This window comes from Viridibacillus sp. KH_047 (assembly GCF_057838945.1).
The window spans coordinates 966,949-990,165 of the sequence record NZ_CM174479.1 but is presented as its reverse complement, the minus strand read 5'-3'; the positions used below and the strand labels follow the sequence as shown (position 1 = coordinate 990,165).

21 protein-coding genes, 1 pseudogene and 1 other annotated feature are annotated in these 23,217 nt (G+C 35.2%); of the genes and pseudogenes, 4 read left to right on the top strand and 18 right to left on the bottom strand.

The genetic code is table 11. The features are described 5' to 3' along the window. Positions 1–6: 6 nt before the first annotated feature. From pheS to AC3IS5_RS04970, 3 genes are all read right to left on the bottom strand, one after another. Positions 7–1,044 carry a phenylalanine--tRNA ligase subunit alpha gene (gene pheS / locus AC3IS5_RS04980; RefSeq protein ID WP_489427818.1) on the bottom strand — a complete coding sequence of 346 codons (1,038 nt, stop codon included), beginning with the start codon at positions 1,042–1,044 and terminating at the stop codon, positions 7–9. Between the two features lie 117 nt (positions 1,045–1,161). After that, positions 1,162–1,392 (bottom strand) — a binding site (T-box leader). A gap of 63 nt (positions 1,393–1,455) precedes the next feature. Next, positions 1,456–2,226, bottom strand: a complete 771-nt coding sequence (locus AC3IS5_RS04975) for a TrmH family RNA methyltransferase (RefSeq protein WP_489426815.1) — start codon at positions 2,224–2,226, stop codon at positions 1,456–1,458. A gap of 23 nt (positions 2,227–2,249) precedes the next feature. Then, positions 2,250–3,227: a zinc-binding dehydrogenase gene (locus AC3IS5_RS04970; RefSeq protein ID WP_489426814.1), complete on the bottom strand. Its 978-nt coding sequence runs from the start codon at positions 3,225–3,227 to the stop codon at positions 2,250–2,252. A gap of 136 nt (positions 3,228–3,363) precedes the next feature. Between AC3IS5_RS04970 and sspI the strand changes: the two genes are divergently transcribed. Further along, positions 3,364–3,570: a small acid-soluble spore protein SspI gene (sspI, locus tag AC3IS5_RS04965; RefSeq protein WP_489426813.1), complete on the top strand. Its 207-nt coding sequence runs from the start codon at positions 3,364–3,366 to the stop codon at positions 3,568–3,570. A gap of 240 nt (positions 3,571–3,810) precedes the next feature. Here the strand turns inward: sspI and AC3IS5_RS04960 are convergent, their stop codons facing one another. Then, complete coding sequence (locus AC3IS5_RS04960) at positions 3,811–4,956, bottom strand: C40 family peptidase (protein WP_489426812.1); 1,146 nt, start codon at positions 4,954–4,956, stop codon at positions 3,811–3,813. A gap of 304 nt (positions 4,957–5,260) precedes the next feature. Between AC3IS5_RS04960 and AC3IS5_RS04955 the strand changes: the two genes are divergently transcribed. Further along, a complete protein-coding gene (locus AC3IS5_RS04955) occupies positions 5,261–6,646 on the top strand; it encodes an FAD-binding oxidoreductase (protein ID WP_489426811.1) in 1,386 nt (461 codons plus the stop codon). A gap of 232 nt (positions 6,647–6,878) precedes the next feature. After that, positions 6,879–7,853 (top strand): bile acid:sodium symporter family protein, encoded by a 975-nt coding sequence (locus AC3IS5_RS04950; protein WP_489426810.1) that lies wholly within the window; start codon positions 6,879–6,881, stop codon positions 7,851–7,853. A gap of 131 nt (positions 7,854–7,984) precedes the next feature. Here AC3IS5_RS04950 and AC3IS5_RS04945 read toward each other — a convergent pair whose 3' ends face one another. From AC3IS5_RS04945 to AC3IS5_RS04915, 7 genes are all read right to left on the bottom strand, one after another. Continuing rightward, positions 7,985–10,291, bottom strand: a complete 2,307-nt coding sequence (locus AC3IS5_RS04945; protein ID WP_489426809.1) for a glycoside hydrolase — start codon at positions 10,289–10,291, stop codon at positions 7,985–7,987. A 37-nt stretch (positions 10,292–10,328) separates the two neighbouring features. Next, positions 10,329–11,573: a sensor histidine kinase gene (locus tag AC3IS5_RS04940; RefSeq protein WP_489426808.1), complete on the bottom strand. Its 1,245-nt coding sequence runs from the start codon at positions 11,571–11,573 to the stop codon at positions 10,329–10,331. A gap of 118 nt (positions 11,574–11,691) precedes the next feature. Further along, positions 11,692–12,339, bottom strand: coding sequence for a response regulator transcription factor (locus tag AC3IS5_RS04935; RefSeq protein ID WP_489426807.1), 648 nt, complete (start codon positions 12,337–12,339; stop codon positions 11,692–11,694). 101 nt (positions 12,340–12,440) lie between these two features. Continuing rightward, a complete protein-coding gene (locus AC3IS5_RS04930; RefSeq protein WP_489426806.1) occupies positions 12,441–13,277 on the bottom strand; it encodes a metallophosphoesterase in 837 nt (278 codons plus the stop codon). Between the two features lie 294 nt (positions 13,278–13,571). Then, entirely contained in the window at positions 13,572–14,537 is a 966-nt protein-coding gene (gene argF, locus AC3IS5_RS04925) for an ornithine carbamoyltransferase (RefSeq protein ID WP_489426805.1), read from the bottom strand. Between the two features lie 138 nt (positions 14,538–14,675). Beyond that, positions 14,676–15,764 (bottom strand): M42 family metallopeptidase, encoded by a 1,089-nt coding sequence (locus tag AC3IS5_RS04920; protein WP_489426804.1) that lies wholly within the window; start codon positions 15,762–15,764, stop codon positions 14,676–14,678. A 71-nt stretch (positions 15,765–15,835) separates the two neighbouring features. Beyond that, a complete protein-coding gene (locus AC3IS5_RS04915) occupies positions 15,836–16,321 on the bottom strand; it encodes a dUTP diphosphatase (RefSeq protein ID WP_489426803.1) in 486 nt (161 codons plus the stop codon). A gap of 84 nt (positions 16,322–16,405) precedes the next feature. Between AC3IS5_RS04915 and AC3IS5_RS04910 the strand changes: the two genes are divergently transcribed. After that, complete coding sequence (locus tag AC3IS5_RS04910) at positions 16,406–16,783, top strand: sigma-w pathway protein ysdB (protein WP_489426802.1); 378 nt, start codon at positions 16,406–16,408, stop codon at positions 16,781–16,783. Between the two features lie 471 nt (positions 16,784–17,254). On the opposite strand, the gene AC3IS5_RS04905 is transcribed toward AC3IS5_RS04910, so the two are convergent. The 7 genes and pseudogenes from AC3IS5_RS04905 to AC3IS5_RS04875 all read right to left on the bottom strand — a co-directional run bounded on the left by AC3IS5_RS04905 (position 17,255) and on the right by AC3IS5_RS04875 (position 23,142). Next, the gene (locus tag AC3IS5_RS04905) at positions 17,255–17,518 is read right to left on the bottom strand and encodes a DUF1294 domain-containing protein (protein ID WP_489426801.1); all 264 of its coding nucleotides are present in this window, start codon (positions 17,516–17,518) and stop codon (positions 17,255–17,257) included. A gap of 109 nt (positions 17,519–17,627) precedes the next feature. Further along, a complete protein-coding gene (locus AC3IS5_RS04900; RefSeq protein WP_489426800.1) occupies positions 17,628–19,088 on the bottom strand; it encodes a DUF5776 domain-containing protein in 1,461 nt (486 codons plus the stop codon). A 299-nt stretch (positions 19,089–19,387) separates the two neighbouring features. After that, a pseudogene (locus AC3IS5_RS04895) lies at positions 19,388–19,566 on the bottom strand (FAD-linked oxidase C-terminal domain-containing protein); the annotation flags it as partial. 158 nt (positions 19,567–19,724) lie between these two features. Then, positions 19,725–20,441 carry an ABC transporter ATP-binding protein gene (locus AC3IS5_RS04890; protein ID WP_489426799.1) on the bottom strand — a complete coding sequence of 239 codons (717 nt, stop codon included), beginning with the start codon at positions 20,439–20,441 and terminating at the stop codon, positions 19,725–19,727. Next, complete coding sequence (locus tag AC3IS5_RS04885) at positions 20,438–21,211, bottom strand: ABC transporter ATP-binding protein (RefSeq protein ID WP_489426798.1); 774 nt, start codon at positions 21,209–21,211, stop codon at positions 20,438–20,440. Before AC3IS5_RS04885 ends, AC3IS5_RS04890 begins: the two co-directional genes overlap by 4 nt. Before the next feature lie 35 nt (positions 21,212–21,246). Next, complete coding sequence (locus AC3IS5_RS04880) at positions 21,247–22,233, bottom strand: branched-chain amino acid ABC transporter permease (protein ID WP_489426797.1); 987 nt, start codon at positions 22,231–22,233, stop codon at positions 21,247–21,249. Between the two features lie 3 nt (positions 22,234–22,236). Then, entirely contained in the window at positions 22,237–23,142 is a 906-nt protein-coding gene (locus AC3IS5_RS04875) for a branched-chain amino acid ABC transporter permease (protein ID WP_489426796.1), read from the bottom strand. Positions 23,143–23,217 lie beyond the last annotated feature (75 nt).

The window sequence follows — 23,217 nt, the reverse complement described above, 5'->3', positions numbered from 1 at the left end:
CCCTCCTTACTCTTCTGTGCGGTGGAATTGTGATAAGAATCGGATGTCATTTGTATAGAAATGACGGATATCATCCACCCCATATTTCAACATTGCAATACGTTCTTGCCCCATACCAAATGCGAAGCCTGAAACTTTTTTAGGATCGTATCCAGCCATCTCAAGAACGTTTGGATGTACCATACCGGCACCTAAAATTTCAATCCAACCTGTTTGTTTACATAAACTACAGCCAGCTCCACCACATTTGAAACAAGAGATATCCATTTCTACTGAAGGCTCAGTGAATGGGAAGAAACTTGGGCGTAAACGAATTTCACGTTCTTGGCCAAACATTTTTTTCGCGAAAAGATCCAAAGTACCTTTTAAATCGCTCATTGTAATGTTCTCGCTTATTACAAGTCCTTCAATTTGATTGAATTGATGCGAATGTGTAGCATCATCACTGTCACGACGGAATACTTTACCCGGACAGATAATTTTCACAGAAGCACCTTGTTTCTCTTCCATAGTACGAGCTTGTACAGGAGAAGTCTGTGTACGAAGTAAAATCTCTTCAGAAATATAGAATGTATCTTGCATATCACGAGCAGGGTGACCTTTTGGTAGGTTTAATGCTTCGAAGTTATAATAGTCTTTTTCAACTTCTGGTCCTTCCGCAATTTCATATCCCATGCTGATGAATAAGTCTTCGATTTCTTCAACAACCTTTGTTAGCGGATGTTTACTACCAACTTTTATAGGACGTCCTGGTAAAGTCACGTCAATTGATTCTTTTTCAAGTTGTTCCTGTACCGCTTTTTCCTCTAGTAATTGCGCACGTGCTTCAAGCACCTCAGTCACTTCTTGACGTACAACGTTTACTAGAGCACCCATTTTAGGACGTTCCTCTGCAGGAAGTTTACCCATCCCTTTTAATAAATCCGTGATCGGACCTTTTTTACCTAAATAAGCAACACGCACATCATTCAACTCTTTAGAGTTCGATGCCGCTGCAATTTTCGCTAAAGCTTCTTCCTTTAGCTGATTTAATTGTTCTTCCATTGCCATTTAAATTCCTCCTTCCAATATCGAATAGTAAAAACAGATTGTTTTTACTAAACATGCAAACCTTCTTTTATGTAGACTATAAAAAATCTGCACAAAAAAACTCGCCCCCTAAAAAGGGACGAGGACATAGTTCGCGGTACCACCCTAGTTATTGTACTTAAGTACAATCACTTCATTGACATAACGGCTCTAAACCGGCCTACCTTTACAGCAATTGCTGGTCCCGGTGGCTGCTAACGGAGTGAACTTCCATGTAATACAACTTTATGCACGCTTGCAGTCTTTGGCGAGCACTCCCTTAAAAGTGTAGAAACATATACTTTTTCCGATCGAAGCATTTAAATTATTTTTAATTATTGTATGCAATAATAATCATTATACGCAACTAAATTGTTTTCTTCAAGGTCACTTTGCTGAAACTGCGAAGTTATATAACAAAATACCAGAAGCTACTGCTACATTTAAAGATTCAGCTTGCCCTAAAATCGGAATGATAACATTGGCATCTGTTTTTGCAAGTAAGTCTGGGTGAATACCATTGCCTTCATTGCCCATAATAAGTGCAAATTTATCGCCTTTTTTCACTTCAGAATAGACTACTGCATTATCTAGAGCTGTCCCGATAACTGGGATTAAACGGTCTTGTAAATTGTCAATCCAGTCTCCAAGGTCTCCTTTTACAACAGGGATATGGAAATGCGAGCCTTGAGCAGAGCGTACTGTTTTTGGATTGAAAGCATCAGCTGAGCCTTTACCAAGAATAACCGCATCAATACCAGCTGCATCTGCCGTACGAATCATTGTACCTACATTGCCCGGATCTTGAACTGCATCAATTAATAATAATTTAGTCCAGCCTGTTTGTTCTTCCTCTGTTACCTCACGTTGTTTACATTGTGCGAAGATCCCTTGAGGGTGTTCTGTTTCAGATAATTCTTTTGCAATTGCTTGTGTTACTTCTACAACAAAAATGTCATCCATATTCCATGTATGTGGAATGTCCACACCTTCACGGACGATAATTGTTAGTACCTCACCATTGTTTTTAATTGCTTCTTCAACTAAATGGAATCCTTCAACGATAAATTCGCCAGAGCGTTCACGTTCTTTTCTAGTTGTCACTAGCTTTTTCCAATACTTCACTAGTGAATTTTGTGGTGATTCTATTCTTTTCATAAAATGTATACCGCCTTTAGTTTTTAAATCGTTATAGTTATTTTGCCAAACTGATGATTTTCTTTTAAATATTCAAGCGCTTGTTCCGCTTCATCTAATGAGAAAGTTCGGTCCATCACTGGATGCGTGTTAAATTTCGCTAAATGCTCAAGGCATGCACGGAATTCCTCGCGACTTCCCATTGTAGTCCCATACAATGTATATTGTCCATAGAAAAATTTTCGTAAGTCAAAATCGACAACGTCTTCTGTTGTTGCACCGAACAATACTATTTTACCACCCTTTTTTAAAACATCCAAAGAGCGATTAAAAGTGGCGCGTCCAACACTTTCAATAACAACATCGATTTGTTCCTCTTTTAATAATTCTACCCAGTCAGCATGCGTATCAATCGCAACATCAGCACCGATCTCAAGCGCTGCATTTCGTTTTTCTTCATTACGAGATGAGACTATGACTCTAGCTCCAACATTCTTAGCCATTTGGATTAAAAACGTTGCAACACCGCTACCTGCTCCTGGGATAAATATTGTTTGGCCCGCTTCTATTTGCCCTTTTGTAAATAAGGCTCGATAACCTGTTAATGGTGAAATACCAATTACAGAAGCCTCTTCAAATGAAAGATGTACTGGCTTTCGCTCAAGTTGTTCCACTGAAATAGCAATTTTCTCCGCAAATGTTCCGTTGTCAGGAAAGCTTAAAATATCAAAATCAGCAGGAGGTACATCAGAATTTTCATACCAACGCAACGAAGGATTAATAATGACTTCATCGCCTACTGCCCAATCTGTCACACCCTCACCAATTGCTTCAATAATACCGGCTGCATCAGAACCTAAAATAAGCGCCTCGCTATCATTTCCTAAACGTCCAGGTGTATACAAATCTCGACGGTTTAACCCTGCAGCTTTAATCGCAACGACTGCTTCTAAAGTACCAGCTTGTGGGTTAGGTAATTCAGAAACTTTAAAAGACCCTTTTTCAAAAACAAATGCTCTCATGATAAAACAACCCCTTAGTTACGTAATGTTTTTTGCAAAATTCACAATAGTAAATAATATCAACCATTCTAATTTTAACAAATGAATGTATAACTATCGAGCCTAACGGCAAAAATGAAAATAGGAGGGATGAAGTATGAATTTTCAAATTCGACAAGCCGTTAAAGCTAATGTTCAAGGTCAAAGTGCCGAAGAACTGAAGAGTGTTGTTGAAGATGCAATTAAACGCGGTGAGGAGCATTTACTCCCTGGACTTGGCGTCTTTTTAGAAGCATGGTGGAACAATGCAGATCAACAAAAACAACAAAACTTTATGCAAGATTTAGCCAAAGCAATGGCCTAATAAAAAAAAGCTGTCCAAACGATTTCAACTTCGCTTGGGCAGTTTTTCATTTAGCGAAAAGGTATTCCCACCTAGTAAGTTCTCATTTCGAGTCTTAATTTTTCTCTTAGTCAAATAAAACTCCAACAAATTTTACCTTATCTCTATATAAAAAAGCTGAACTAATAAAATCACTTAGTTCAGCTTGTTACACACTATTCATATATTAGAGAATAGAAAAATTGTCTATTTCACTTTTAATTATCTTACGCGTGCTGCACTAGAGAAACTAGATGGATTGTAAGATGCGATTTTCACTACATCACCAGTTTGTGGTGCATGTAACCATTGGCCATTTCCGATATACATACCAACGTGGTACGCAGGGCTACCAAAGAACACTAAGTCACCAGCTTGGACATCATTTGGTGAAATACGAGTACCTGCATTTTGTTGTTGACTAGACGTTCTTGGAAGACTGATACCTTCAGAACGGTAAACATATTGCATTAAACCTGAACAATCAAAGCCTGATGGTGAAGTACCACCCCATACATACGGTACGCCGAGGAAATTCTTCGCATAACCAATTAGGCCAGATGCATTTCCGCCTGAAGGTTTTTGATTTGTAAGGTTTAGAACATCATTTTTGTTTGTTGTTTTTTTTGTGATATTCACTATTGGTGATAAACTCACTGATTTTTCATCTTCATATGACGCTGTTTTCGCTGCTTCTCTTACCGCTTTCTCTGCACGTTTTTGAGCAGCCTTTGCAGCTTTTTTAGCGGCCTTTTCTTCTTTAATTGTTTTTTTCGTTGCTTTCAGTTTAGATTCAATTTTCTTTTTATCTTTTTTGATTTGCTTCATTTCTTTTGCTAAATCTTTTTTATCTTCTTTCAGTTCTTTATTAATTTTATCTAGAGATGTTTTTGATGTGATTAGCTTGTCTTCTTTTTCATTTAGCTCAGTCATTAATGATTGATCGCTATTTAGAATTTGAGTAACTGCAGTAGTACGGTCGATGAAATCAGACATACCTTCAGATGATAGGAAGACATCTGCATATAACATAAATGCACTCTTGCTTTCACCTTGGATATCTCTTAATCGTTCTTCATATAATGTTTTACGGAATTCATATTCTGTTTGCGTTTGTTTAATTTCTTTTTTTGTTTGAGTAATTTTCTCGTTTGAGTTTTTAATTTTCTTGTTTAGTCGATCAACCTTATCCATTGCTTCAATAATACTGTTATCAATCTTTTGGATTTTTTGTTCAAGCTTTAAGGCTTTTTGTTCAGCTTTTGTCGGAGCTGAGTCATTTGAAGGACTAGCGTAAGAAGGGGATACTTGTAATAGAGCAGCCGCTAAAACGGTTATTGCTAAAACGTTTTTGAATATCTTCTTCATTAATTATCATCTACTTTTCTATGTAATATTATGGGTTTTTTGCTATGTTTTTTTACTTGACTATTCTTCAGTCTAAACTTTTGCCATATGAAAAACAATATTTCGACATGTACTGTAACATAAATGTAATCTACAGTGTATGGAATTTATCTATTCCAAACTACCATTCTATTAAAATAGCTCTATCCATATTTTGTCTTGCGTAATATCGTGACCATATTATAATAAATTCTATTACATTGTTAATTATCCGAAAATAATCATATTTCGGATTTTTCAAAAACACGAAGTGAGGCGAATTGAAATGACAGTAGCAGTTGATAGTATTGTAGAAGGGTTAAAACAATTCCTAGATGGAGATCAAGTCTCTGTTAATGAGACAGTGAGAGAGCTTCACGGTCAAGACGAATCATATCATGTGGCTTCCCTTCCAGACATCGTTGTTTTCCCTAAAACGAAAGAACAAGTAAGTGAAATTATGAAACTTGCAAACGGGCTAGTAGTTCCTGTAGTACCTTTTGGGAGAGGGTCTAGTTTAGAAGGTCATGTTATTCCTTATGAGAAAGGTATTACAATTGACTTTTCTTTCATGGATAAAATTTTAGAAATTCGTCAAGACGATTTACTTGTAAAAGTACAACCTGGTGTGACAAGAATGCAGTTAAATAAAGAATTAAAAAAACACGGCCTCTTTTTCTCAGTTGATCCTGGTGCAGATGCTACTTTAGGTGGTATGGCTGCGACAAATGCGAGTGGCACTACGGCTGTACGATATGGCGTAATGCGTGACCAAGTTCGTGACTTAGAAGTTGTGTTAGCAGACGGTAGAATTATTCACACTGGTAATTTAGCTGCAAAATCATCATCTGGTTATCATTTAAATGGTTTATTTGTCGGCTCTGAAGGTACTCTTGGTTGCTTCACGGAACTTACTTTAAAGGTTTATGGTATTCCCGAATTCGAAACGGCTGCTCGCGCTGTCTTCCCTACAGTTGAAGATGCCATTGCTGCTGTTACTTCTGTTTTACAAGTCGGTATTCCGATTGCTCGAGTTGAATTAGTTGACGAAGAGTCTATCCACCAAGTAAATCATTACAGCGACACGGATTATCCTGAAAAGCCAACTCTATTTATCGAATTCCACGGTAATGAAGCAGGCTTAGCTCAAGATGTGATATTTACACGTGAAATTATGGAGGATCATGGTTGTGTAGAAGTACAGTTCGAATCGGATAATACTGCTCGTACAAAACTGTGGGATGCTCGACATAACTTAGCATATGCTTATACACATGGTCACCCTGGTAAAAAACAGATGGTAACGGATGTTTGCGTAGCCATTTCAGACTTATCAGATGCCGTTCATTTTGCACGTGAGCAACTAAATACAGCTAATCTTCCAGGTGGGGTATTAGGTCATGTCGGTGATGGTAATTTCCACGCGATAGTTATGATTGATATGCAAGATGCAGAGGAAGTTAAGAGAGCCGATGCTTTCAATGAAGCTATCGTGCAATTTGCATTAGATCGCAACGGAACTTGTACTGGAGAACACGGAGTTGGAATAGGGAAACAAAAATATCAAGCTAAAGAACATGGCGAATCATATAATGTCATGAAAGCTATTAAAATCTCACTTGATCCAAAGAACATTTTGAATCCAGGTAAGATTATTCGAATAGAAGAATAAGTATTAAAATGTGATACCCCGCTTCTAATAGTTTTTAGGAGCGGGATTTTTATTAGTTTTTCTAAAATCATCTTGTAAAATGCTAAATCATCATTATAATAAATATATCATTATAAATTTTCAGAATAATATTTATATTTAAATTATTATAAAGGAGCACTCTCTTTTAATAGTTTTATATCTATTCAATTTTGGGAATTTACAAGCAAGACATAGAAAGGATGCTGTACATATGAAAACTCTTGAAACGTTTAGCACATTTATCGGAAAATACTTTGCTGTGTGGGTAATGCTTATTGCCGTAGTAGCTTACTTAGCACCTACACCTTTTTTAGGATTCGGACAATATATCACGATATTACTTGGGGTTGTTATGTTTGGAATGGGACTTACTCTAAAGGCCAGTGATTTTAAACTAGTTCTGACAAAGCCATTGCCTGTATTGCTCGGAATAATCGCTCAGTTTACGATTATGCCTTTAACAGCACTTGCAATCGCTTATATTTTGCAATTGCCTTCAGAACTAGCTGCAGGTCTTGTATTACTAGGTTCTGTTCCAGGTGGTACTGCTTCTAATGTTATGGTGTATTTAGCAAAAGGAAACGTGCCGCTATCTATTACAATGACTTCTGTATCTACATTACTTGCACCTATTTTGACACCATTATTATTATTGTTATTAGCTGGTCAATGGATGCCTGTAGATGCGAAATCTATGTTTATGTCTATTATCCAAGTTATTATCGTTCCAATCGCCCTTGGTATACTTGTTCGTAAATTCTTGCCAACGGTCGTTGATAAAAGTATATCAATTGTGCCTTTAATTTCCGTTTTCGCTATCATTATCATAGTATCAGCCGTAGTTTCAGGAAACCAAGATAAAATTGCTTCTGCTGGTTTGTTAGTATTCTTTGCTGTATTTTTACACAATGGAGCAGGATTATTATTAGGTTATTATGCAGGGAAATTATGTGGCCTTTCTTTACAAGATCAACGCGCTATTTCTATTGAAGTAGGTATGCAAAACTCTGGATTAGGTGTAGCACTTGCCGCAGCACACTTTGGTCCACTTGCTGCTTTACCAAGTACATTCGGAGCTGTATGGCATAATATCTCCGGACCAATCCTTGCAACGTATTGGTCAAAACGTCCTGTAGATCATGTTGAGGTTGAGAAAGCTACCTCCACTGTTATACAAAAAGCATAAAATGAGATAAGTCTTCTTGTCTGAAATCAAAATAATCCCCACCTGTTAATTTTTCAGGTGGGGATTAACTATTTTTTAGCAAGAATAGTCTTTATCTTAAAACGATTAGTTACAATAGATCTATTTTACGATTACTTCTTTGGTGTATAAATGGTTTTACTATTTCCATCAACGATTAACACTGATTTCCCAGGTATTTTCTCGCCTTGAACAGTAAACTCATCTTCAGAGAAATTTGCTACTACACTTAAATCTTCACCATATTCAGTCATTTGAACTAATCTGTCATCTGAAAGAATTTTATAATTTGTCATTTCTTCCTTTATTGCTTTTTTGCTGAAATTTGACCACACTTTTGAGTGGTTTATTATTGTTGTTTTGTACTTTTCCCACTCGTGTTTATCAATGTGATAAAGAGGGGGGACATTGTAAAGTATTTCATACAGCATTCTATTTTCAATTTCATCTGCTATTTTTAGAGTACCCCATCCCCACCAATAAGTCGTGATTACAGAATCATTGTAAACTAACTTATATAACGGGATAGTGTAGTTTGAATCCAAAAATAATTTCTTGTACTTATCCTTTACTGGTATTTGCTTAGAAAATAGCTCCGGAACTCCACCAGTACTTGAATAGTATCTTCCTACATAATAATTACTCTCTTTATTTTTACTCATATCCTCATCCATCCAAGAAAATGAGGGGGTTTCTATTCCATGTGCAAAAGCAATGGTTTTGTTAGCAAAATCATTGCCTCCCTCAGTTCCGACTACCATTCCCCATTCTTTTTGTAGATATTCCATTCTCTTAATTCGAGCTTGGACATCTTCTGCTTCAGTAGTAGTATGTTCTGGTGAGTAGTCATCAAAGATTTCTCCTGTACCATCTGTATCTAAAAACCATGAGTTAAATGGTAAACCAGTATTTAAGATCGACGTTACTCTTTCTTTCACACTCGGCATCGCTAACGTCGGATTCAACTTTCTACCTACACCTTGGAATCCTTCAATTTTTCTTCCTTCTTTATTCGTAACCGTTGCCTCTTCAAAAAGTGAAGTATCATTAAACTTAGCCGTTTCCCACTGTTCTTTACCCGGTTCATGGATTGAATGATACGAATCATAAGTACCGATTAAATACCCCTGATTTTCTGCTTCTTTTACTAACTCTGGTTTAATAAAACCTTCTTGCCAGTCGTCTAAACCTATCCACAAATTTGCTAACCCTGAATGTTTCATATCCTTTATGACATCTATAGTATTTGCATCTGCCCACTTTTCTATTGGGTCCACTACGTTTCCAAGCTCGCTTTTAAATAATCTTTTATTAAGTTCAATCAATTCTACTGGATTTAATTTATCTATTTTCTTATTTATTAGCTTTTGAATTTCTTTATCCTCTTTAGTAAATACTTCTGGATTATAAAATTCTTTTAGTTGCATGACAGCACTTAAGCTTTTTACTATTCTATTTTTAGTATATTTGTCTACGTAATCGTAAGCATTTAAATCATCATACGCAGCTGCAAGCTCTGCCCCATCTTCAACTTTAGTAATTAATAATTCCTGAATCCATAATTTCAGCTTTTCAGGGAAACTACTTCTCAATCTTGGCCATTGTATATTTTCTTCTGAAATGACAGTTCTGTCCCAATAATAAACATGAGGGGCACCATATAGTTTTTCAATATTATTATTTTCTTCAGCCTTTTCCGTTAAAGATTTAAAGTCACCTTGCTCAATCAAATAATTTTTATAAGTTTTGGCAACATGTACTGGATTTTTTTTCGTTAAATATATTCTAAAACCATATTCCTTCTGTTTATTTATAGACGGAAACTCATGATTAAAAGTAAACTCTATATTTTTCTTTGTATCAAAAGCAATTTCATTATTGTAGGGATTTTTAATAATATATACTAACGAATATTCATCTTTATCAACCGCAAAAAACTGCATGGAGAAAGACTCAATCAATTTCATTTTTTCTTCATTTAGATAGTCTTTCCAAACTGAATCATCACTTGGAATGTACTTCCCTTGATTTAATGGGAGTAGGTATCCATTACCTTTCACTTTCGGCCAAGAAAACGTATTTTCTTCATCTTTACTAGATTTGATGGTTACATCTACATACTTATCTTTCTTTTCGATATCAATATCAAGACCCTGTTCTGCATAGGTCCAGCTAATGTTATCTTTATCATCTTTTAAATTTGAAACTTTCATTTTCTCCAATGGTTCTGATGCCTTTTCCTTAGTTCCATTGGATTCCACCTCAAGCTTAAAGGTTTCCGGATCTACATTAAAGTTAAAATCTAAATTATCCTTTTGCGTATAGACCTCTTTGTTTGGTCTTTTTTCTTTGTCAACACATCCTGTAAGAACACTAGTAGCAAAGACTACAATTAACATGATAGATATTATTTTTTTCATGTCTCGCACCTCCTAGTCTTAGACTAATTGGGGCTTGTTACACGAATGTGACAAAAAACTCTAACTTATTATTTTTTAATTCAAATCCATAATCCACATTGTGGTTATCCAAAATGGTCTTGATAATAGGTAAACCCAATCCTGTTCCAGAAAGCTCCTTACTTCTAGATTTTTCTAGTACATAGAAGGGTCTCCAAATATTTTCTAAGTCATTTTCATTCATTTCGCCTATCCCGTTAGCAATCATAAGCTTCACGGCATTACTTTCTTTCATTAAAGTAATTTCAATATTCTTGTCATAGGAATATTTAATAGCATTCGTAATTAAATTATCGAGTACAATATCTATTCCTTCTTTTTCAGCTTGAATCAAATATTCTTTGCTCGGATCAATACTTAAAGATAAATTTATATCGTATTCTTGCAGGATTAGCTTATACTTTTTTGTCATTTCAATAATTCTTTTACCTATATCAAAAGTAGATTTGTTTAATGTGCCATTCTCTAATGCTGTCCAAAACAATAGCTTCTCTATTAGAGTATTCATTTTTTCAATCTGTTCTTCAATGGTGTCCCTGAAAGTACCGTCATCTAGACCGTCTGAAATTCCTTGTTCATATACTTTCACTAATGATAGTGGTGTTTTCAACTCATGCGATATATCTGCCATGAGTTCTTTCAAACGCTTATTTTGACTATTAATTTCTTCGTGCGCTTTTTCTAATTTCCCACTCATTATGTTTATACTTTTTGCTAGTTCTCCTACTTCATCATTTGTCTTTATCTCTTCTTTTCTAAAATTTAAATTGGCTATATCTTGAGATAAATTTTTCAAAGATTCTAATGGTCTTGTGATTTTGTTTGATATCATCACTACTAAAAAGACAATTAAAATGACAGAAATGGACATCAAAACAATATTAAATCTATTTACTATGGAAATTGTATCTTCCATGTGCGGCAACGGTAATCCAATAGCGATTATATAATTATCTATTTTCATAAATTTAGTCAAAACTTTATATTTACTTACCCCTTGGTCATATATCTTATTTACGCTTTTTTCCTGCAACTTATCCAACGTCTGTTCAGTAAGCCAAAATTTGTTTAGCTTTATTTTTTTCTTGTCAAACTCCATGATTATTCTTTCATTAATCTGATCCAAACTTCCACTTGCTTCTGAATAGACAATAGTTAAAGCGTATTTCTCTTCTATCTTTTTCAAATCATTTAAAAGGTTTTTCTTAGGCTCCTTGAGTATATCGCTAGCCGCCTTATCCAAAACCTTTCTTTGCTCATGAATATAATATCTGTCGACCAAAAATATATTTGCTAATATCGAGAATATAAAGATGCAAATTACCACTGATGATATACCAATGGAAAATTTATTTTTAATTTTAATCTTCCTGCACCTCCAGGCAATATCCAATGCCTCTATAGGTTTTAATCAGGTCATCTCCAATTTTAGTTCTTAATCTTCTGATATGAGTATCTACAGTTCTATGATCCCCCTCATAATCCAAGCCCCAAACTAAATCAATCAACTTATCCCTTGATAAAATTACGCCTTTATTTTTTATGAAGAAAAGTAATAAATCATATTCTATCTTTGTTAATTGGATAGGTTCTTTTTGTTTATATGCTTTCTTTTCACTCTCTTTGATGAGAATATCTTTCACTTTTATTTCTTCACTCATATTCAATAGCTTTTTTACTCTTAATATTAATATTCGCGGATCAAATGGTTTCTTTATGTATTCATCTGCTCCACCATGCAAAGCGTGTAATTCGTCTTCATTTTGACCTTTTGCAGTTAATATTAGAACTTTAGTTTGACTGTTTTCTTTGATATATTTGCATGCCTCTATACCATCAATTTTAGGCATCATCCAATCTAAAATTGCTAATTCAACCTTAGTAGTTTCAAAAATCTCCAATGCTTCCTGACCATCCCTTGCCTCTAGAATATTGAAGCCTTCATCTTTTAAATAGGCTGAAAGTATTTTAACCATATGCTGTTCATCATCAGCAATTAGAATATTCATTTTCTGCTCTCCTTCCTGATTTCTTATATAAAGGGAAGCGCCAAATAATGCCTAATCCAGAGAACAGGAACACTAATTGACGCTTCACCTTTTAAATCACTTCATAAAATTATATTAAACACCGATATTTCTGCAGGGTTCCAAAATCGAACAGGAATCCTCGTAGTCCCAATCCCACTATTCACATATAAATACTTATTATTTTCTAGCTGATATAACCCTTTAGTGTATTTCTCTGCAAGCGGGGGCGTATATATGGGGCCAATCAACGGCACATCAACTTGTCCACCATGACTATGCCCTGCGAGTGCTGCATCAATATTGTCATACCCAACTTCTTCTATAAGATCTGGCTGGTGTAGTATAAGGAGATTCGTACCTTGACTATTAACACCTGAATACGCTTTTTGAACATCAGGATTTCCAAGCATTGCTTCATCCAATCCTATAATATTTATTACTTGTCCATTTTCAAGCTCGATTGTACTACTTTCATTTGTTAGAAGCTTAAATCCAGACGCATTCATTATACCTTCATAAAACCTAACTCCACCGCCTCCACGGTCATGGTTTCCCCATACTGCATAATTTCCATATTTACTACGTAGTTTACCCAATATTGCACTTATTTTTGATCTATCTTCAAATTGAGAAGGTACATCCATTAAATCTCCTGTAAAAGCTATTACATCAGGTTGAAGTCCGTTAATTTTTTCTACAAGCTTCTCTAGTTGCCCTAGCGAATAATTCGGACCTAAATGCACATCTGAAAATTGTACTACCTTTAGCGAACTCTCTCCTCCTGACGTAAGTTCAAGTTCATATTCCTTTGTAACAAGGCGTTTCGGTTCTATTTTAAATGAATATGTAACGATTCCCGCTACAACTATACTTAATATAATTACACATTTTATTATGATAAAAATTAACCTTTTCATTTTTACACTACCATTCTAACTTGGAATAAACAGCTTCTAATATAGAGTTAGTAGTATTTTAAATGCTTTCCACACATAAAATTTTTTCCATACCCTGCAAAGCTATTTTGGATTAGACTAAGCCAAGTCTGTTACGCGAATGTTACAAAATACTATTTTTTATGAATGCACTCCCTTAACCCATCTTAAAACACAAAAAAGATAGGTAGGGCAAATACTCTTTGCCTTACCTATCCTTAATATTTGATAACAAAACTGCGTTCTTGAACTATTGTTATATTTCGAAATGAATAATTATCCTAAAATCGAAGCCAATACAGCTTTTTGAGCGTGAAGACGGTTTTCTGCTTGTTCAAAGATAAATGAATTTGGTCCATCTATAACAGATGTCGCTACTTCCTCTTCACGGTGTGCCGGCAAGCAGTGTAAGAACATATAATCTGCTTTCGCATTCGCTACTAATGCATCGTTAATTTGGTAGTCTTTAAAGTCTGCTAATCGTTTTGCAGTTTCCTCTTCTTGACCCATCGAAGTCCATACATCTGTATAAATGACATCAGCATCCTTCGCAGCTTCAGCTGGATCATAAGTGAATGAAACCGTACTGCCATTTGCAGCCCCAATTTCAGCTGCTTTCTTCATGACCTCTTCACTTGGTTCATATTCTTTAGGTGTTGCTACTACAACATCCATTCCTACATGTGCAGCAGCTACTACTAAAGAATGTGCTACGTTGTTTCCATCACCAATATACGCAAGTTTTAATCCCTTCACATAACCTTTTTCTTCTGCAATTGTTTCAAGGTCCGCAAGTGCTTGGCATGGATGTGCAAGGTCCGTTAAACCGTTAATAACTGGAATAGATGCGTGTTCAGCCAATTCTTTTACCATTTCATGTGAATTTGCACGGATCATAATACCATCTAAATAACCGGATAATACATGCCCTGTATCATAAATAGATTCTCCACGTCCGATTTGTAAATCGCGAGCATGCATGAACATACCTTTACCACCCAATTGATTCATACCTACTTCAAATGAAATACGCGTACGTGTAGAATGCTTTTCAAATATCATTCCCAACGTTTTTCCCTCTAATAATGGTGGACATTTGCCCTCTTTAGTTATTGTTTTCAATTGAATGGATAAGTCCAGTAAGCCTTGTACTTCCTCACTTGTATAATCTACAAGCGAAATTAAATCTTTGCCTTTTAAGCTTTCTACTAATTTTAACTGCACTAATTCTAAAAGTTTCATATATGATCCGCTCCCTTTTGTTTTTATTGTTAATGACCATTATACATATGCATAAATATTAAATCAAATGTATTTTTATGTTTTTTCAAAAAAATTAAACTCCTTTACTCATGTGAGCAAAGGAGCCTAATATTAATCTTATTCAAAGATAATTTTATTCACTGTTTCGCGGTCTAGTTTCTTAATCACTTCAATGATTAACTTGACTGTGTTTTCAAAGTCATCACGATGTAAAATACCTGCATGTGAATGAATATAACGCGTTGCAATACCGATTGATAAAGATGGTACACCATTCGCAGTTATGTGAATTGCACCTGCATCTGTACCGCCTCCTGGAATGGCTTCATATTGGAACGGGATGCCATTTTCATTTGCAGTATCCACCACAAGATCACGCATACCTTTATGTGCAATCATTGAAGCATCATAAATAATAATTTGTGGACCAGCACCAATCTTACTTGTCGATTCTTTTGATGTAATTCCTGGTGTGTCACCAGCAATACCTACATCAACTGCAAAACCAATGTCCGGTTGAATTTTATGCGTCGCTACTTTAGCTCCACGTAAACCGACCTCTTCTTGGACAACACCACATCCGTAAACAATGTTCGGATGTTTTTCGTCTTTTAGCCCTTTTAATACTTCAATTGCTATCGCACAGCCGATACGGTTATCCCACGCTTTAGCAAGTAAATGTTTTTCGTTTTTCATCACTGTAAATTCAAAATAAGGTACGACCATATCGCCAGGTAAGATACCCCATCCTTCTGCTTCATCTTTAGAAGTAGCGCCGACGTCGATGAACATATCTGTAATTTGGAAAGGTTTGTTGCGTACTTCTGCTGGTAAAATATGCGGTGGTTTAGAACCAATTACACCAATAATTGTTTCACCTTTACGCGTAATAACTTGTACGCGTTGTGCTAACATTACTTGTGACCACCAGCCACCGATTGTTTGGAATTTTAAGAAGCCTTTATCGTCAATTTGAGTGACCATGAAGCCAACCTCATCTAAATGGCCAGCTATCATAACTTTAGGACCGTTTGCATCGCCCACTTTTTCAGCGATTACTCCACCTAAATTATCACTATCCATTCTGTCTGCGAAAGGTGCGATGTACTTTTTCATTACCTCGCGCGCTTCACGTTCGTTACCTGAAGCTGCACGTGCGTCAGTTAGTTCTTTTAACATTGTTAAAGTCTCATCCAATTGTTGCATTATTTCGACCTCCTAAATATTCGAATCTTTAACTATTATAATGCAATAATAGGAAATTTTCAAAAAATATCTTAGTAGCCGTTACGTTGACGCTCATAATTTTTTTCGTTTTTTGATACATATGCTCGTACGATATCTTCTGCTGTAAAATCTAGTGCGTTTGCCAGTGCACCGTATAATATCCATGCTTCTTCATACTGTGCTCTCTCAGGCTTAAGGATAAAGTTTAAAACCGCCCCTTCTGTCTGAATGAAGAGATCTGTCAAATCTCCTTCGCGGTTAGCCATAGGCCACTCTTCTAAATCATCGAAACCTTTCACGATACCTAATGACAATAAAAAGTGAATAGAATCCACGAACTCTTCTAAAATTACCGAACGCTCAGATGGTCCCTTTGTGCTCCAAAATTTAAAGCAACGCGTTTCATTTGCAAGCTCACCTAACTCAACAAGTAATGCTAACCCTTTTTCACGAAATACATCTTTTGTAATTTGTTGTGTTTCTTCAATAAATGCATCAAGTTGTTGCTGCATCGTAAAAAGTTTTTGTAAATTCATTATAATTCTCCTAACATTTTTGAAACTTTTCAATCTCTTCTATCGTATAGGAAAGAATAATGTTTGTACAAGGGGGAACTGTAGATGCTTGTTCTCATTCGTGTTTTATTAGTCGTGCTCATTTTATATGTCATGTATAAAGTCATTCGCTACTTTTTTAATCCAAAGCGAAAATTCGATGATGCGGTACAACGTAGAGCTTATTACTTCTATGATGATTCCAAAAATGCACGAAAGAACTTTTTTATATCTTATAAAGGCGCTATGTTTGAAGGTGAAAAATATCTAGGAACAGCTAACGACACATTAGAAGTCGTATCCATTTTCATTGATACGAAAAACGCACTAGAACTTCAAGGTTTAAAGAAAGATGATTTTCTTTTTTTAGAAAGTGAAATCCGTTGCCACTATCCAAATGCAATAATTAGCTGGAAAAATCCAATTGAACAATTGATGAAGTAAAAAAGTACCGTCTTTTTAAGACGGTACTTTTCAGTATGTCGACAAAAGGTATTCAGAATGCTCGCATCCTGAATGTCTTTTGTTTTTTTATATATTTTGGTTATTGTAGATTCTCTTTTATGCCATTTTAGGAATTTGCCAAGTCCAATTGGCGAGTTTCTATAAATTTACGGCAGCAAAAGTAAGCATCGCTTGCATGAACACTTTTTTAAGACCTTTTAAGGTATTCTACAGCATCCTCAATTATTTTCCTAATTTCAAAAGATTTGTTTATATTACATGTGTAGTTGATTGAAGCGGAGGTGGCGACTCCTGCGGGAAAAGCGGGACCGTCCAAGACCCTGCAGGAGCGTAGCGACGAAGCAGCTTGGCGCCCGCCCGCGGAAAGCGTCCACTGTAGTGGAAATCAACGGTCTTATCTACAGTCGGAAAGGGTTGAAAAGGTACCTTCTTTTTATGACGGTCCATTTTTCATTGATAAATAGCTAATGAAATAACTGCATAAACAACCGCAATCGCTGGTAAACCAAAGACAAAGGAAGTATGTTGCGTTTTATGACGGAAAATGCGCATCCCTATATACGAACCTATTCCTCCTCCAAAAAGCGCAACAAGCCATAACGTCCTTTCTCTAATACGCCATTCATGGTTAATAGCCTTCCGCTTATCATAACCCATTAAAATAAAACCAATCGCAGACATTAATAGTATCCAATAAAGTATAATTGCACTCATCTTATTCTCCTTCCAGAGAGATATTTTATTATAAAAAACACACAGTCTAAATGCTGTGTGTTTTTACTGATTATTACAATTATATATACTTATACGAATACTATACTAATTATTTTGCTTTTACATAAGTTTTCTTCGCTGTAATATAATAACCATTCGTTAATTTTAATCGTGGTGTACCATTTGATCCATATGCAATACTGCTTACTTTGACAGTAGATCCTACTGCAATTGCGTTCCCTCTATTAGCAGCAGTAAAAGAAGTACCTTTATATTGGTAGACCTTCTTAGCAATTTTCACTTGTCCAGGGTTACTTGTCCAGTAATCATAATAGTTAGTTGGTAATTTCAATACATAATCTTTATTCGCAGTGATATATGAGCCTGATGTCGTTTTTAATCTCGGTGTACCATTCTTCGTATATTCAATGTCTTTAATAGTTAAGATAGTATTTTTATTGACACCTGATATTTTATTACTAGTTGTAAGATTTACACTCTTATATGCATTTAACCCTTTTTTCACAACAATAGTTTTCGGTACCGTTGTATAGTATTGATCAATTTCACTTGTTACTTTTAACACAAAATTTTTATTTGCCGAGATATATTGACCATTTGTTAATCTTAATCGTGGTGTTCCATTTGTAGAATTCACGATCCCTGAAACTGACACTATAGAATTCTTTTTTAATGCCACTCCTTTATTTCCAGTGGAAAAACTTGGAGAACTATATTGATAAACTGTTTTCTTAACAACTACTTTTTTAGGGTTAGTTGTATAATACTCATCTTCCCCCGCTGTTTCAGTATCAGTTTCTTCAGTAAAGAAATGCAGTGGTGTATTTGGGTTTAAACGATTTAAATCTACATAAGTTGATATACCCGGTACGATTCCCTTATCTGTATATTGCCATAAATTATAATTATAAGCTGGGGCAGTATTTGTATTGTTGTAACGTGGAATCCACACAAAATCAAATTTCGATGTATCAATATTTAAATCTTCATATAAATGGTGCGCAATGTATACACCTATCTTTTTATCTGTTTTAGTACGTAGTTGCTTCACGTATGCATTGATAATTGTTCGCATACTTTCGCCAGATTTACTCGTATTTTCTTCAACATCTAAGACATAAAATTTAGCATCTTTACTAGCGCGGTTGTAAAAAGAATTCGCCTCTGCTTTCGCATCTTCAGAAGATTCTGCTAGGCTATATGAATATACGCCAAAAGGAACACCGTATTTTAGAGCACCAGCTTCATATTCTTTATGTTTAATATCTTCTAAGTTTGAACCGTATTGTGTGCGAATAATAACAAGATCTAAATTCTTACTTGCTGTTGCCCAATCAATAGTCCCTTGCCATTTAGAAATATCTGCAATAACCGGCTCCGTAGAACGTAATCTCATATTAGAATTGACCTTCACTTCAGGTTCGGTTTCCCACTTTGTTTTGCTATCTGGATTAGCAGGTCCCAATTCATCTGCCGAAGTAATTTGCACGGCAAAAAAACTCACAGCGACTAAACATAATAGCACTGTCATATAACGCAATTTTTTCATATCTATGTAGCTCCTTATATATTTTATTGCTATTTTAATAGGTTTGAAACAATCTAGTAATAGCCTACATAAGCATAACAAAGTCTATATAACAAATTGAACACAACTTTAATTCATTTCCTTTACGAACTTTAAATTCCTCTAACAGTTATATAACATAACAGTTACAAAATGTTATGTTTCACAAAGAAAAACAATGAAAGGGAACTAGAATTCCCTTCCATTGTTTTATTTTCCCTATCTACTATTACTACTCGCAACTTTTATTCACAGTTATTTAATAGTCATTTGATAGTTTCAATCTTGGCAAAATCCTCAACTACTAGAAGCTCTGGTTGATTCAAAATTCAATTGTTGTAAGGATAATTTTATTGGCAGTAATTTTTGAAACGGATTTTGCAGCTGCCTCAAGGTTTGATATATATGCTAAAATCGTTTATTTATCTTCAGGCATTGGTATCAACTTTAACGTCGCTTTGAATAAATCAATGACTTTTTTGATATAGCCCCATTCCTGTTTACAAACAGTTTATTAGACCTCTAATCTAATTATTATGACACCGGATTCATCAGTTTTAATTTGTATTTTAAATTTTCATTTAAACTAGGTAGCTACAAAACTTAAAATGGCTTTATTTAAGCTCCTAAATAGGCTTTTATGATTTTATCGTCTTCTCTTAATACATCCGCTGTTTCATGCATAATAATTTGTGAGGTTTCAATTACATATCCTCGATCTGCTAATTTTAAAGCAGCTTTGGCATTCTGTTCAATTAGTAAAATGGTTGTCCCTTGCTTACTTATTTCTCTAATATTTGCCATAATTTCTTGAACGATAATTGGTGCTAAACCCATGGATGGTTCATCTAACATTAATAACTTTGGCTGTGCCATCAATCCACGGCCAATCGCCAACATCTGTTGCTCTCCCCCGCTTAAAGTACCAGCCAATTGTTTTTGTCGCTCTTTCAATCGAGGGAATAATTCAAAGGCTTTTTCAATACCCTCAGCTACAGCTTTTTTATTTTTACGAACTGTAAATGCACCCAATTCAAGGTTTTCTAAAATAGTTAATCCCCCAAAAATTCGTCGTCCTTCTGGAACATGAACAATACCTAGTTCTACTATACTATGAACTGATTTTCCAACTATGTTTTCACCATTCCAAACAATTGACCCTTTTTTGGGAGTAATAATACCGGAGATTGTTTTAAGTGTCGTGCTTTTTCCAGCTCCATTACTTCCTAACAATGCAACAATTTCACCCTGACCGATTTCTATGTTTATATCCTTTAAAGCATGTATTTTTCCGTAGTAGGAGTTGATATTTTCTAGCTTTAGAAGTGGCTTCAAATAACTTCCTCCTTTCCTAAATATGCTTCAATTACCTTTGGATTTGTCAAAACAGATTCTGCAGTACCTTCCGCTATTTTCGTACCATAATCAATTACAATTATATTTTCAGAGATTTTCTTGATTAATCCCATATCATGCTCAATCATTAAAACAGTCACATTAAATTCTTTTCTTATTCGATGAATTAATTCAATTAACACTTGTTTTTCAGTAAAATTCAGTCCCGCCGCAGGTTCATCTAATAGTAGAAGCTTCGGTTGTGTAGCTAGGGCTCTCGCAATTTCTAAATAACGTTGTGCTCCATAAGGCAAATTTTTTGCTGCACGGTTGATATATTTATGTATTCCAACAAAATCAATACATTTGAATGCCATTTCCTCAATTAATTTTTCTTCAGTCTTTTGTGCTTTCGTATGGAATATAGAACCAAACAATGTTTGTTTCGTTCGAGTATGCATTCCTGATTTCACATTATCCAAAACAGATAAATTAGGAAATAATCTCAAATTTTGAAATGTCCTAGTTAAACCAAGGTGTGTAATTTGACTCGGCTTTTTGTTTACAAGACTTATATCTTCTAATTCGATTTTCCCGCTTGTAGGAGTGTAAAATCCCGAAATCATATTAAATACTGATGTTTTACCGGCACCATTAGGACCAATGATACTTGAAATTGAATTCTCTTTAACTGTAAATGTTAAATCATTAACTGCTACTAACCCGCCAAATTTAAGAGTAAGGTTTTCAACTGTTAATACATCTGTCATGATAGGTAACTCCTCTCTATTGATGAATCTATTGTTCACTTCGAAGGAATTGTTTTATCTTTATTTACATCAAATATTTCATCATCATCTTCTTTGTCTTTTGTATCATCAGAAGCATATTTAGCTGGCCATATGCCTTGCGATCTAAACAACATCATGACAACTAATGCAATACCAAAAAGTAAGAATCGTGCTTCTTCTAATGAACGTAAAGCTTCTGGTAAAACGATAACTAAGATAGCACCAACAATAACTCCCGAAATACTACCTAATCCTCCTAATACAACTGCTGCTAGGATCATAACAGATTGAGTAAAGCTAAAACTCTGAGGAGATATAGCCGTCATTTTCACAGCAAAAACACAACCTGCTAAACTTCCAATTACAGCTCCAGTTGCGTATGCCAAAAGCTTATATTTTATTCTATTTATGCCCATAGCTTCTGCAGCATCTTCATCTTCACGGATATAAATCCACGCTCTTCCTACTCTTGATTTTCCTAAACGAGAGACAGCTAGGATAATTATGATTGCAAATACTAAAATCAAATAGTAAAAATCTAATTGACTGGTTAATTGATAACTTCCTATTGCCGGACGAGGAATTCCATAAATTCCTGCTGCTGCACCTGTAATATCCAAGTTAGTTGCCAATATTCTAATAATTTCTCCAAATCCGAGTGTAACGATGGCAAGATAGTCACTCCTTAAACGAAGTGTAGGAGTGCCTATAATAATTCCTGCAAGTGCTGCAAGTATTACTGCCACTGGAATCGTCAACCAAAATGACCAACCGAAAGTTGTCATTAAGATAGCTGTCGTATATGCTCCTACTGCAAAAAAAGCAGCATATCCCAAATCTAATAGACCTGTAAATCCAACTACTATATTTAAACCTTGGGTCAATACTACATAAAACAGTACAAGACTTACTACGTCTAGCCAATAATTATTTACTATAAACGGAAATATAAAAGATAAAATCAATAATAGAATATATCCGATTAGTTTCTTATTTTTCATCTTCTACATCCTTTCCGTCACTTTTTCACCCATTATACCTGTAGGTTTTAATACTAAAATTAAAATGAGGATACTGAAAGCGAGCACATCTTTCCAAGCCCCTCCTAAATAAAACATTCCAAATGACTCGACTATTCCAAGAATTAAGCCACCAACCATGGCACCTGTTATATTCCCTATTCCTCCTAATACTGCTGCTGTAAAGGCTTTAAGTCCAATAATAAAACCCATCATAAAGTTTATCGTTCCATAATAAACACCTGACATAATCCCTGCTCCTGCAGCAAGAGATGCCCCGATAAAGAACGTTAAAGCAATAATACGATGGACATTTACTCCCATTAAACCTGAAGCTGTCTGATCCAATGCAATTGCACGCATCGCTTTTCCGTATATCGTTTTTTCAATAAAAATTCGCAAACCATACATGAGAAAACCTGATATTGCAATCATAGCAATTTGCGTATAACTAATATGTGCTCCTAGAATATCAAATCCAGTTGTAGGAAGAGAGATTGGATATACTTTATAAGAAGCTCCCCAACCAATCATTGAACTATACTCTAATGATAGAGAAATCCCAATAGCTGTAATTAATATTGAAAGTCTGGGTGCCAATAACAATGGACGGTATGCGATTCTTTCGATTCCCATTCCAACTGTTCCTACTATAGCCATAGTAATGAGAAATACAACGGCTAATCCTAAAATCCCTCCGTTAAACCCACCATCTCCTGTAAAAAAAGACAAGATAGTAAAACCTACAAACGAACCTAACATATATAAGTCACCGTGTGCGAAGTTTAACAACTTAATTATGCCGTAAACCATTGTATATCCTAATGCAATCAGCGCATAAAAAGCACCTATTACTAGTCCATCTATTAAGATTTGCAGTAAAACTTCCAAATGTATTCCTCCTTTTGGACTCTTCCATATCATTAGATCCTTTCAGATCATATATAGCGGTGCCTAGTGGTGTTT

Excerpts from the sequence above, each read along its gene's own strand:
- pheS (WP_489427818.1), bottom strand. The coding sequence starts at position 1,044 with ATGGAAGAACAATTAAATCAGCTAAAGGAAGAAGCTTTAGCGAAAATT.
- AC3IS5_RS04975 (WP_489426815.1), bottom strand. The coding sequence starts at position 2,226 with ATGAAAAGAATAGAATCACCACAAAATTCACTAGTGAAGTATTGGAAA.
- AC3IS5_RS04970 (WP_489426814.1), bottom strand. The coding sequence starts at position 3,227 with ATGAGAGCATTTGTTTTTGAAAAAGGGTCTTTTAAAGTTTCTGAATTA.
- sspI (WP_489426813.1), top strand. The coding sequence starts at position 3,364 with ATGAATTTTCAAATTCGACAAGCCGTTAAAGCTAATGTTCAAGGTCAA.
- AC3IS5_RS04960 (WP_489426812.1), bottom strand. The coding sequence starts at position 4,956 with ATGAAGAAGATATTCAAAAACGTTTTAGCAATAACCGTTTTAGCGGCT.
- AC3IS5_RS04955 (WP_489426811.1), top strand. The coding sequence starts at position 5,261 with ATGACAGTAGCAGTTGATAGTATTGTAGAAGGGTTAAAACAATTCCTA.
- AC3IS5_RS04950 (WP_489426810.1), top strand. The coding sequence starts at position 6,879 with ATGAAAACTCTTGAAACGTTTAGCACATTTATCGGAAAATACTTTGCT.
- AC3IS5_RS04945 (WP_489426809.1), bottom strand. The coding sequence starts at position 10,291 with ATGAAAAAAATAATATCTATCATGTTAATTGTAGTCTTTGCTACTAGT.
- AC3IS5_RS04935 (WP_489426807.1), bottom strand. The coding sequence starts at position 12,339 with ATGAATATTCTAATTGCTGATGATGAACAGCATATGGTTAAAATACTT.
- AC3IS5_RS04930 (WP_489426806.1), bottom strand. The coding sequence starts at position 13,277 with ATGAAAAGGTTAATTTTTATCATAATAAAATGTGTAATTATATTAAGT.
- argF (WP_489426805.1), bottom strand. The coding sequence starts at position 14,537 with ATGAAACTTTTAGAATTAGTGCAGTTAAAATTAGTAGAAAGCTTAAAA.
- AC3IS5_RS04920 (WP_489426804.1), bottom strand. The coding sequence starts at position 15,764 with ATGCAACAATTGGATGAGACTTTAACAATGTTAAAAGAACTAACTGAC.
- AC3IS5_RS04915 (WP_489426803.1), bottom strand. The coding sequence starts at position 16,321 with ATGAATTTACAAAAACTTTTTACGATGCAGCAACAACTTGATGCATTT.
- AC3IS5_RS04910 (WP_489426802.1), top strand. The coding sequence starts at position 16,406 with ATGCTTGTTCTCATTCGTGTTTTATTAGTCGTGCTCATTTTATATGTC.
- AC3IS5_RS04905 (WP_489426801.1), bottom strand. The coding sequence starts at position 17,518 with ATGAGTGCAATTATACTTTATTGGATACTATTAATGTCTGCGATTGGT.
- AC3IS5_RS04900 (WP_489426800.1), bottom strand. The coding sequence starts at position 19,088 with ATGAAAAAATTGCGTTATATGACAGTGCTATTATGTTTAGTCGCTGTG.
- AC3IS5_RS04885 (WP_489426798.1), bottom strand. The coding sequence starts at position 21,211 with ATGACAGATGTATTAACAGTTGAAAACCTTACTCTTAAATTTGGCGGG.
- AC3IS5_RS04880 (WP_489426797.1), bottom strand. The coding sequence starts at position 22,233 with ATGAAAAATAAGAAACTAATCGGATATATTCTATTATTGATTTTATCT.